The organism is Nocardiopsis nanhaiensis (assembly GCF_054778635.1).
On record NZ_BAAGZJ010000096.1, the window covers coordinates 19504 to 29448 of the forward strand.

Annotated in this window: 11 protein-coding genes and 1 pseudogene; all 12 read left to right on the top strand. The window is 69.7% G+C overall.

Going from position 1 to position 9945, the window contains the following annotated elements:
* Positions 1-132 precede the first annotated feature (132 nt).
* Positions 133-651, top strand: coding sequence for a ribosome maturation factor RimM (gene rimM, locus ACYVD1_RS30150; RefSeq protein ID WP_460777903.1), 519 nt, complete (start codon positions 133-135; stop codon positions 649-651).
* 11 nt (positions 652-662) lie between these two features.
* Positions 663-1466, top strand: coding sequence for a tRNA (guanosine(37)-N1)-methyltransferase TrmD (trmD, locus tag ACYVD1_RS30155; RefSeq protein WP_460777904.1), 804 nt, complete (start codon positions 663-665; stop codon positions 1464-1466).
* Positions 1467-1641: 175 nt separating this feature from the next.
* A complete protein-coding gene (gene rplS / locus ACYVD1_RS30160) occupies positions 1642-2001 on the top strand; it encodes a 50S ribosomal protein L19 (RefSeq protein ID WP_460745410.1) in 360 nt (119 codons plus the stop codon).
* 62 nt (positions 2002-2063) lie between these two features.
* Entirely contained in the window at positions 2064-2942 is an 879-nt protein-coding gene (lepB, locus tag ACYVD1_RS30165; RefSeq protein ID WP_460777905.1) for a signal peptidase I, read from the top strand.
* Between the two features lie 238 nt (positions 2943-3180).
* On the top strand, positions 3181-3513 hold the full coding sequence (locus tag ACYVD1_RS30170; protein ID WP_460745402.1) for a DUF2469 domain-containing protein: 333 nt from the start codon (positions 3181-3183) through the stop codon (positions 3511-3513).
* 117 nt (positions 3514-3630) lie between these two features.
* The gene (locus tag ACYVD1_RS30175) at positions 3631-4002 is read left to right on the top strand and encodes a YraN family protein (RefSeq protein WP_460777910.1); all 372 of its coding nucleotides are present in this window, start codon (positions 3631-3633) and stop codon (positions 4000-4002) included.
* The gene (locus tag ACYVD1_RS30180; protein WP_460777906.1) at positions 4002-5522 is read left to right on the top strand and encodes a YifB family Mg chelatase-like AAA ATPase; all 1521 of its coding nucleotides are present in this window, start codon (positions 4002-4004) and stop codon (positions 5520-5522) included. The genes ACYVD1_RS30175 and ACYVD1_RS30180 overlap by 1 nt, the downstream gene beginning before the upstream one ends.
* A 147-nt stretch (positions 5523-5669) precedes the next feature.
* Complete coding sequence (dprA, locus tag ACYVD1_RS30185; RefSeq protein WP_460777907.1) at positions 5670-6836, top strand: DNA-processing protein DprA; 1167 nt, start codon at positions 5670-5672, stop codon at positions 6834-6836.
* 7 nt (positions 6837-6843) lie between these two features.
* Positions 6844-7077: pseudogene (locus tag ACYVD1_RS30190) on the top strand (endonuclease V); the annotation flags it as partial.
* Positions 7078-7512: 435 nt separating this feature from the next.
* The gene (locus ACYVD1_RS30195; RefSeq protein WP_460777908.1) at positions 7513-7758 is read left to right on the top strand and encodes a hypothetical protein; all 246 of its coding nucleotides are present in this window, start codon (positions 7513-7515) and stop codon (positions 7756-7758) included.
* Positions 7759-7805: 47 nt separating this feature from the next.
* Positions 7806-9224, top strand: coding sequence for an HNH endonuclease signature motif containing protein (locus tag ACYVD1_RS30200; protein WP_460777909.1), 1419 nt, complete (start codon positions 7806-7808; stop codon positions 9222-9224).
* Between the two features lie 558 nt (positions 9225-9782).
* Positions 9783-9945 (top strand): IS110 family transposase (locus tag ACYVD1_RS30205; protein WP_460777911.1); only part of this gene is annotated, 163 nt, incomplete at its 3' end.

Consider the following 9945-nt stretch of genomic DNA (forward strand, 5'->3'; position numbering starts at 1 on the left):
GTGCCCCACGGGGACACCCGGGGAGCCCCGCAGGAAACCCGAGGGGCACCACGGGGAAACCCGGGGACGACCACTCGCGGACCCCCTGAGGGCTGCGAGCCTCGGGGCCACTGACACCGATAGGAAGCACTCATGCGACTCGTGGTGGGACGGATCGGCCGCGCGCACGGTATCCGCGGCGACGTCGCCGTCGACGTGCGCACAGACGACCCCGGGGCCCGGTTCACCGACGGCGCCGTATTCCACACGGACCCCGCGTCCGCCGGACCGCTGACTATTCGCTCGACCCGGCGGCACAGCGGCAAGCTGCTCGTCCGCTTCAAGGGGCTGGCCGACCGCGGCGCCGCCGAGGCGCTGCGCGGTACCGCCCTGATGGTGGACTCCGAGGACATCGCGCCCTTGGACGACCCGGACGAGTTCCACGACCACGAACTCATCGGCCTGACCGTCGCCACCACCGACGGCGAGACGGTGGGCACCGTCGAGGACGTCCTCCACCACGCCCAGGACGTCCTCGTCGTCACCTCCCACGAGGGGGAGGAGATCCTGGTGCCGTTCGTCGGACCCCTGGTCCCCGAGGTGGACGTGGCCGCCGGGCGGATCGTGATCGACCCGCCCCCCGGCCTGCTCGACCTCCAGAACACCGACTGAGCGAGTACGCAGTGCGCATCGACATCATCAGCATCTTCCCCGACTACTTCGCCCCGCTCGAGCTCTCGCTGATCGGTAAGGCGCGCGAGGCGGGCCTCTTGGACGTGTCCGTGCACGACCTCCGGGGCTGGACGCACGACCGGCACAACACCGTCGACGACACCCCGTACGGCGGCGGCCCCGGCATGGTGATGAAGCCCGAGCCGTGGGGCGAAGCCCTCGACGAGGTCGTGGCGGAGCGGCCCGCGCGGCTGATCCTGCCGACCCCGAGCGGGCGCCCCTTCACCCAGGCCGACGCCGAGCGGCTGGCGGGTGAGGAGCACCTGGTGTTCGGCTGCGGCCGCTACGAGGGCATCGACTCACGGGTGGCGGTGGACGCCGCCCAGCGCATGCCGGTCGAGGAGGTCAGCATCGGTGACTACGTCCTCAACGGGGGCGAGTCCGCGACGCTGGTGATGGTGGAGGCGATCACCCGCCTGCTGCCGGGCGTGCTCGGCAACCGGGAGTCGCACCTCCAGGACTCCTTCGCCTCGGGTGGCATGGAACACCTGGTCGAGGGGCCGGTGTACACCAAGCCCGGCACCTGGCGGGGCCAGGAGGTCCCACCGGTGCTGCTGTCCGGCGACCACGGCGCCGTCGACCGCTGGCGCCGGGACCAAGCGCTGCGCAAGACCGCCCGCAACCGCCCCGACCTGGTGGCGTCAACTCCGGAGGAGAGCCTGGACCGGCGTGACCGGGAGGTCCTCGCTGAAGAGCCGGTCACCAGTGCTCTTGACCAGGCGGTTCGGGGCGGCGGCGATCATGTGGCAAACTAGGTGAGTTCCCCCCTGGTGATCCCAAGGCATCCGCATGCCGGCAGCACGATGTCGGCCTCTGTGTCGGTCACCGGGTGGTTCGACCAATCAGACCCAACAGGGCCTCGCCCGCGCACCCCCTCCCGGGAACAGCCCGGGGGCAGGACGCGGCGCGCTATTGATGAGGATTCGCGAGATGCACACCGCCATTCAAGAGCTGGAAAAGGCTCAGCTTCGTACCGACGTTCCGGAGTTCCGTCCGGGTGACACGCTCAACGTTCACGTCATCGTGACGGAGGGCACCCGCACCCGTACCCAGGTCTTCAAGGGCGTTGTCATCCGCCGCCAGGGTTCGGGCAACCGCGAGACCTTCACCGTCCGCAAGGTGAGCTACGGCGTGGGCGTGGAGCGTACGTTCCCCATCCACACCCCGGCCATCGAGAAGTACGAGGTCGCCGCCCGCGGTCGCGTGCGTCGCGCCAAGCTGTACTACCTGCGCGAGCTGCGCGGTAAGGCCGCCCGTATCCGCGAGCGCCGCGAGCCCACCAAGAAGTAGGTCTTGCCTGATCCGGCCGGAACCGTGTCGCCTGGTAGGGCGGCAGGATAGGCTTTCGGCCGATGAGCAAAGACGAGAGGGACCTCGGCGCGGACGGGTCCCAGGACGAGGATTCCGCCCGGCCCGGCCCGGAGGAGCAGAGCTCCGCCACTGGCTCCCAGACGCATGAGCGCCTGGGAGCCAGTGGTGTATCCGATGCCGGGGGCCTGGAGTCGGAGGAGAGGGCGGACGAGGACATGGGCAAGTCCCAGAGCAGTGCCAAGAAGAAGGGGTCGTTCTGGAAAGAGCTGCCCATTCTGATCGCGATCGCCTTGGTCCTGGCGTTCGTCATCAGAACCTGGGTGATGCAGGCGTTCTTCATCCCTTCGACGTCGATGGAGAACACGCTGCTCGTCGGCGACCGCGTCCTGGTGAACAAGGTGGTCTACCAGGTCCGCGACATCGAGCGCGGTGAGGTCATCGTCTTCAACGGCGACGGGTCGTGGGACGACCCGAACACTGTGGACATCCCCGAGCCCACCAACCCCGTCAGCCGCGGCTTCACCTGGGTGCAGCAGCAGCTGGGCGCCGCTCCCACGGGCAAGGAGTACATCAAGCGGGTCGTCGGCCTGCCGGGTGACACCGTGGAGTGCTGTGACGAGCAGAACCGCGTCCTGGTCAACGGGGTCCCGCTCGACGAGGACGCCTACCTCTACCCGGGCAGCACGGAGAGCCACACCGAGTTCGGGCCGGTCGAACTGGCCGACGACGAGCTGTGGCTCATGGGTGACCACCGGGCCATCTCCTACGACTCCCGGATGAACCAGAACAACCCCGGGGGCGGGGCGGTGCCCGTCGACCACGTCGTGGGCCGGGCCTTCGTGATCATCTGGCCGTTCAGCCAGGCCGGATCCCTGAGCGTTCCCCCCGCGTACGAGGAACTGAACGACGCCTTGGAGTGACGAATCCTCGCAGGTGGGAGCGGTGCCCCTGAGGCTGACAGCGGATTCGGCAAAGGAATTCCGCTCGAGGGGGCACAAAAGTCCGTTCCGTGACGCATGATGGATCTCGGATCGTATCGGCGTTCTCCGAACGCGTGGCGCGCGTCCCGGACGGGAACAACCCTGTTGGCCGCGGTGTCCACGTGGAGGAGAACCGGCACACCACGACCGGAGAGTGCTGACGAAAGCGAGCGCGCACATGAGTTCTGAGGACCTGGAGAAGTACGAGGCCGAGATGGAGCTCCAGCTCTATCGCGAGTACCGCGACGTGGTCGGCCTGTTCGGCTACGTGGTGGAGACCGAGCGCCGTTTCTACCTCACCAACCACGTGGACCTGCAGCCCCGCTCGACGGAGAACGGGGAGATGTACTTCGAGGTCGTGATGGAGGACGCGTGGGTCTGGGACATGTACCGTCCCGCCCGGTTCGTGCGCAACGTGCGCGTGGTGACGTTCAAGGACGTGAACGTCGAGGAGATCACCAAGTCCGACCTCGAGCTGCCCCCGACCGACGGTGGAGCCGCCCCCGAGTAGTGAGCTGGCCCCGCCCGCGCTGAGACCCTTCCTGCGGGCCGGGTTATCCACAGGAAAAACTGACCCCTGGTGCGCCGGGCACTGATCACCGACCGTGGTTACGGGAGGTGGTCGCCGGTGGAGCGGTGGGCCGAATACCGACGGAAACTGGGACGCCGCGGCGAGGAGCTCGCCGTGGTCTACCTCGAACGCGCCGGAATGCGGGTGGTGGCCCGCAACTGGCGGGCCCCGGGCGGTTCCGGGGAGATCGACATCGTGGCCAGGGACGGGCCGGTCCTGGTCGTCGCCGAGGTCAAGACCCGCAGTACTCTGCGGCACGGCCACCCGGTGGAGGCCATCACCGCGCGCAAGCGGCACCGGCTGCGCGGTCTGGCCCGGAGCTGGGCCGCGCAGCACCGCCACCCACCGCGCCCCCTGCGGGTCGACGGGGTCTGTGTGCTGATCACGGGCGGCCGGGTGTTCGTCTCCCACGAACGGGGGATGGCCTGATGTCGCTCTCCCGAACCCACTGCGTCACCCTGCTGGGCGTGCAGGGGCACATCGTCGAGGTGGAGGTGCACCTCGGCGGCGGTGACCCCGGCACCACCGTGGTGGGACTGCCCGACACCGCCCTGCGCGAGGCCCGGGACCGGATCCGTGCGGCCGTGGCCAACAGCTCGGAGAGCTGGCCCAGCGGACAGATCACCGTGAGCCTGTCCCCGGCCAGCCTGCCCAAGTCCGGAAGCCTCTTCGACCTGGCCATCGCCGGAGCGATCCTGGCGGCTGCCGGCGAGGTTCCGGCAGACCGCCTGGCCGACACCGTACTCATCGCCGAACTCGGCCTGGACGGCCGGACCCGTCCGGTGCGCGGGCTGCTGCCCGCGGTGGTCTCCGCCGCGGAGCAGGGGTTCAAGCGGTTCGTGGTGGCCACCGGCAACGCGGCCGAGGCACGCCTGGTCCCCGACATCGAGGTGACCGCCGTGGCCGACCTCGCTGAACTGTGCGGCTGGCTGCGCGGGGACAGTGAACCCGAGCAGCCGCCGGACGACTGGCCCCCGGCGGCCGAACCCGTCCACCCCGGCCCCGACCTGGCCGATGTGCTGGGGCAGCCGGTGGCCCGGCGGGCCGTCGAGATAGCGGCGGCCGGGGGCCACAACCTGCTGATGCTGGGCCCGCCAGGTACCGGCAAGAGCCTCCTGGCCGAACGCCTACCCACAGTGCTGCCGAAGCTGCACCCGTCCGCGGCACTGGAGGCCACCGCCATCCACTCCGTGGCGGGGCTGCTCCCAGCGGGATCCCCGCTGGTCACCGTTCCGCCCTTCGCCGCACCCCACCACACCTCCAGCCGCGCCTCGATCATCGGCGGCGGCCACGGCAACCCGCAACCGGGCTGGGTCTCCAAGGCCCACCACGGCATCCTGTTCGTGGACGAGGCCCCGCAGTTCGGCCGCGGGGTGCTGGACTCGCTCCGCGAGCCACTGGAGCGCGGGGAGGTGGTGATCGCCCGCGCCTCCTCCACGGTGGCCTTCCCAGCCCGTTTCCAACTGGTACTGGCCGCCAACCCCTGCCCCTGCGCCAAACCGGGCAACCTCTGCACCTGCCCGTCGGGTGAGCGGCGCCGCTACTTCTCCCGGCTGTCCGGGCCGCTCCTGGACCGGATCGACCTCAAGGTCGAACTGCAACCGGTGGCCCGGGCCGAACTGCTCGCCGACCGCGCCTTCGCCGAGTCCTCTGAGACCGTGGCGGCCCGCGTGTTCCGGGCTCGCGACCGCGCCCGGGAACGCTTGGGGGACACGCCGTGGAGTACCAACGCGGCCATCCCCGGTGCGCGCCTGCGTCGGGACTTCCCGGTGGAGCCGGCCGCCCTGCGAGTGCTCGGCAGGGCGATGGACCGGGGGCAGATCAGCGCGAGGGGTGTCGACCGCGCGCTCCGGGTGGCCTGGACCCTCGCCGACCTGGCTGGCCGGGACCGCCCGGGTGAGGAGGAGACCGCCTACGCCCATGCCCTGTGGTCGGGCAAGGCGTGGTGAGCGCTGGACGGCAGCACCGGTGTGTGCCGCCGGTGCCCCACCGGTTGCGGAACAGCTGTGTTGCGGAACGGCTGTGGGGGTGGAAGGAGCGGCAAGCGCCCGTGGGAGTGGCGGAAGAAGCGGGAGCGGTTGTGGGAAGGGGACGGTGTGACCGGGGACGAGGCGGAGGTACGGGCGCGGGCCTGTCTGACGGCGGTAGCCCCGCCGAGCGACCCTTGGCTTGGATCGGTGCTGGCCGAGCACGGCGCGGCCCGGGTGTGGGAGGCGCTGCGATCCGGGGAGCCGCCGCCGGAGGCCGGGGACGGCCCAGCCGCGCAAGCGGACCGGCGCGTCCTTCGAAGGTGGCGGAGCTGGTCGGGCCAGGCCCGGGAAGTGGACGCGGACGGGCTGCTGTCGGCGTCAGCGGAGGCCGGTGTGCGGTTCGTCGCCCCCGGCGATCCCGAGTGGCCGGGACGGCTCGACGAACTGCCGGGCCGACGGCTCTGTTACGGGCTCTGGGTCAAGGGCTGGGGCGACCTGCGCAACCTGTGCCTGCGCTCGGTCGCGGTGGTGGGATCGCGGTCACCCAGCTCCTACGGGAACCACGTGGCGTCGGAGCTCTCCTACGACCTGGCCGGGCGGTCCTTCACGGTGGTCTCCGGTGGTGCCTACGGGATCGACGGCGCTGCGCACCGGGCGGCGCACACGGCGGGGCGCACGGTCGCGGTGCTCGCCTGCGGCCTGGACGTGGACTATCCGCGGGGGCACGCGGGGCTGTTCGCGGACGTGGCGATGACCGGTGCCCTGGTCAGTGAGCGGCCGTTGGGACGCACCCCCCAGGCCCACGACTTCCTGGTGCGCAACCGGCTGATCGCCGCCCTCACCCCGGGAACGGTCGTGGTGGAGGCCGCCCGGAGAAGCGGGGCACTGAACACCGCCACGCACGCCAACGACCTGAACCGGGCACTGATGGCCGTGCCCGGCCCGGTGACGTCGGCGCTTTCCGTCGGCTGTCACCGCCTGCTCATGGAGGGGCGGGCCAGCTGCGTCACCCGGGCGGACGACGTGGTGGAGCAGATCGTCCCGCTGGGTGAGGCCGAGCCCGAGGAGTCGGGTCCGCTTCCGGTCCCGGCCGACCTGGAACCGGAGACCGCGCGGGTGCTCGCGGCCGTCAGCCGCCAGGGGGTGGGGACCGCCACCGCGGCCCTGCACAGCGGCGGGGACTTGGAGGGCACGATCCGCGCCTTGGGGATGCTGGCCGCCGCGGGGTTGGTGGAACGCTGCCCCGAGGGTTGGCGCCTGCCAGACCGGAGGACCCGGCGCAGGCCCGGCTGAGCCCGTGCTGGTCGAGGACACCGCAACCCTCGCCGCCGAAGGGGCCGAGGTCATCGGCCGTACGCTGCGCACCCGTGCTCGGACCAAACCCGTCTACGTGTCCGTGGGACACCGCGTGGACCTTGCGGGCGCCGCCGACCTCATCCTGCGGATGTCGCCCAAGTACCGGATCCCCGAACCCATCAGGCACGCGGACCGGCTCTGCGGCCAGTACCGCAAGGAACACGGCGCCACGGCCTGACGCACCTCCCGGCCTGACGGAACGCCTGGCCTGACGGAACGCCTGGCCTGACGGAACGCCCGGCCTGACGGAACGCCCGGCGTAACGCACCTCCCGGTCAGCTGAACGACGGGCTATCGGTGGATATGATTTATCTGTTGTCTGGGGTTTTTCTGTCGGTTGACGGTGTCCTCCTTTCCCGCCGCGTGATTGTGGCCGTCTCCGCTGCGCGCCTCAAGGTCGTCGCCATCGAGCGCTTCGCGCGTCAACGGCGCTCCACCTTGACCCGCTCCGCTACGACGGCGGGTTGGCGGCTATCGGGAAAGGGGGACGGGTGGTCGAGGTCCGATCCCTTTCGGGCTCCGCCCGAAAAACGGAACCCCCTCGGCCTGGCGGCCGATTCCTGCCACTGCGCCGGAGCGTTGACGGGTCGGGTGTCGCGGCTGGTCAAGGTGTGTGGCGAACCCCGAACAGCGCGGCCTGCGGCCAGTGATCCACTCCGCCGGAGTCGACCGGTTGCGGGTGTCGCGGCTGGTCAATGTTCGCGGCGAGATTACTTCTGGTAGCAAGATCATTTCCATGCTGGAACACATTTGTCCGCTTTTCCTGAAAATGCACAAGAGGGCTGAGGACTCCTTTCCTGGTGGCTTATTTCCGGGGAAGGAAAAGGCGGGTTTGGGTGGCTGGGTAAGTGTTGTGTAACCCCCGGGATAGGTCCTTTCTGTGCCTTTCTTGGTATCCTTAGTGGTATGACTTCTTCTTTCGGGCAGTGCGGGAACACGGCGGGAAACACCCCCGCCGTGGCCGCCACGCGCACCGCCCGGGGAAAGATCACCTCGGAGATGGCGGAGGTGCCCCCGACCGGAGCAGCTGGCCAGGTCCTGGATGTGATCTCGCAGGTGTTCGAGGACTTCGACCAGGCCCAGCTTGCGATGCTGCTGCGTCTGGCGCAGCTGGAGGCGGCCGGGACCCTGTTGGAGGCGGGTGGGCAGCGGTCGGTGCAGAACTGGCTGATCCACTCGGTGGGGATGGCCCCCGTTGAGGCCAACGGGCGCGCCGAGCTGGCCCGCAGGCTCTTTGCTCAGGAGTTGCCCGCCACCCGCCAGGGCCTGGACTCCGGGTTGTTGTCGATCGGGGAGGCGGTGGCGGTGTGCAAGGCCGCTGATAAGGCGGTGGGGGCGCGCAACACTGGCCGCTACCCGGATGCTGGCCTCTTCCGGCGGATGGTGGAGGCCGGGATTTTGGCTTCCAAGGCCAGGGAGCCGGCGATGTCGACCTCCGACATTCACCGGCTGGGCCGGGAGCTGCTGGCCCAGTACAACCCGGCGGTGGTGGAGGAGCAGTACCAGGCCGCCTTCGACGCCCGTGGTGCGCGTGTGGTGCGCACCTTTGATGGCACTCACCTGTTCGAGCTCTGGGGTCCGGGTGAGCACGCCGAGGAGCTTAGGTGTGTGCTCAAGGCCCACGAGTCGGAGTATGACCCCGAGAGGCTGCACGTGTCGTCCTCGGAGCGGATGTATGACGCGTTCATGAACCTGGTCCGGTCCGCATCCCACCTCACCGAGAGCGCCGGGGGTGCCGAGGGGCAGGCCGAAGACGGCAAGGGCAGCAAGGGCGGTCAGGGTCGCAAGCGTGCTGCGGTGGCGATGATCAACATCATGGTGCCCCTGCCCACCTTCCTCGGCCTCCAGAACCAGACCGAGGGTGCGGGGCCGGCGGTGACGCAGGATGGGCAGGTGGTCTCCATGGCCGCGGTCCGTGCCCTGGCCCCCAACAGTGTGCTGCGTCGGATGGTCACCTCCCCCAAGGGTGACCGGGTGTTGGACGTGGGCCGTACCCAGCGCGATGCCACGGGTGCTCTGCGGGATGCGGGGATGTTCGGTCACACCACCTGCGCTTGGCCCCAGGGGTGCAACTTCCCGGCCAGCGGCTCAGAGGCCGACCACAAGCAGAGCTTCTCGGCCGGAGGGTCCACCAGCGCGGACAACATTCAGCCACTCTGCTCGGACCACAACCGGCTCAAGTACCGGAGGGAGACCAACCCCGAGGCCTCCATCTGGCAGGGCCGCCCCTCCCACCGCAACCGCAGCAACAAGGGGGAGGACTCGGACGGGGACCCGGAGCCAGCCCAACCCCCTTCCTGGAGTCACGGTCACCCTCGTTTTTGACTCCAACTAGGGGGTTCACCACACACCGGTACCACTCGAGACCGCCCCGGTGTTTCGCGCTGCCCACAGTGACCGGCCGCGACACCCGACCCGTCAACGCTCCGGCGCAGGGGCAGGCATCGGCCGCCAGGCCGTGCTGTTCGGGGTTCGGGGTTCGGTTTTCGCAGGGGCGAGTGACCGGCCGCGACACCGCCAGGCGTCAACGCTCTGGCGTAGGGGTAGGCATCGGCCGCCAGGCCGACGCAGTTATCGGGCGGAGCCCGAGTTTTTCCCGCTCGGACCTCGACCACGCGTCCCGTTATGTTTTTGGTGGCCCCGCAATGGAGCCACTGGCCTACGGGCCCGGCATGACTGGATGTCCCCGTCGAACCCATGACCTAAAGGGTGATGTCACCGGGCCCGATAGGTGCCGTCAGAGCCGCTAATGAGAGGTCTGGCCACCGCCCGGCTGAGCGCAACGCCCGGCCACCCCAAGGACGGAAGGCCTGCATAACGTGGATGCGCGAGCACGGCACCCCGCCCAGGCCAGCAACCACCCAACCCCCTGGGAAGGCCACCATGGTCAACACCGACCACATCGGAGTGTTCCTCGGCCTAGACGTGGGCAAGAGCGCCCACCACGGCCACGGACTCACCCCCGCCGGCAAGAAGGTCTTCGACAAAGCACTGCCCAACAGCGAACCCAAGATGCGGGCCGTGCTCGACAAGCTCAAAGCCAAGT

What these genes read in the sequence shown, in the direction of transcription:
- rplS (WP_460745410.1), top strand. Translation starts at nt 1,642, where the DNA reads ATGCACACCGCCATTCAAGAGCTGGAAAAGGCTCAGCTTCGTACCGAC.
- rimM (WP_460777903.1), top strand. Translation starts at nt 133, where the DNA reads ATGCGACTCGTGGTGGGACGGATCGGCCGCGCGCACGGTATCCGCGGC.
- ACYVD1_RS30200 (WP_460777909.1), top strand. Translation starts at nt 7,806, where the DNA reads ATGACTTCTTCTTTCGGGCAGTGCGGGAACACGGCGGGAAACACCCCC.
- ACYVD1_RS30180 (WP_460777906.1), top strand. Translation starts at nt 4,002, where the DNA reads ATGTCGCTCTCCCGAACCCACTGCGTCACCCTGCTGGGCGTGCAGGGG.
- ACYVD1_RS30170 (WP_460745402.1), top strand. Translation starts at nt 3,181, where the DNA reads ATGAGTTCTGAGGACCTGGAGAAGTACGAGGCCGAGATGGAGCTCCAG.
- lepB (WP_460777905.1), top strand. Translation starts at nt 2,064, where the DNA reads ATGAGCAAAGACGAGAGGGACCTCGGCGCGGACGGGTCCCAGGACGAG.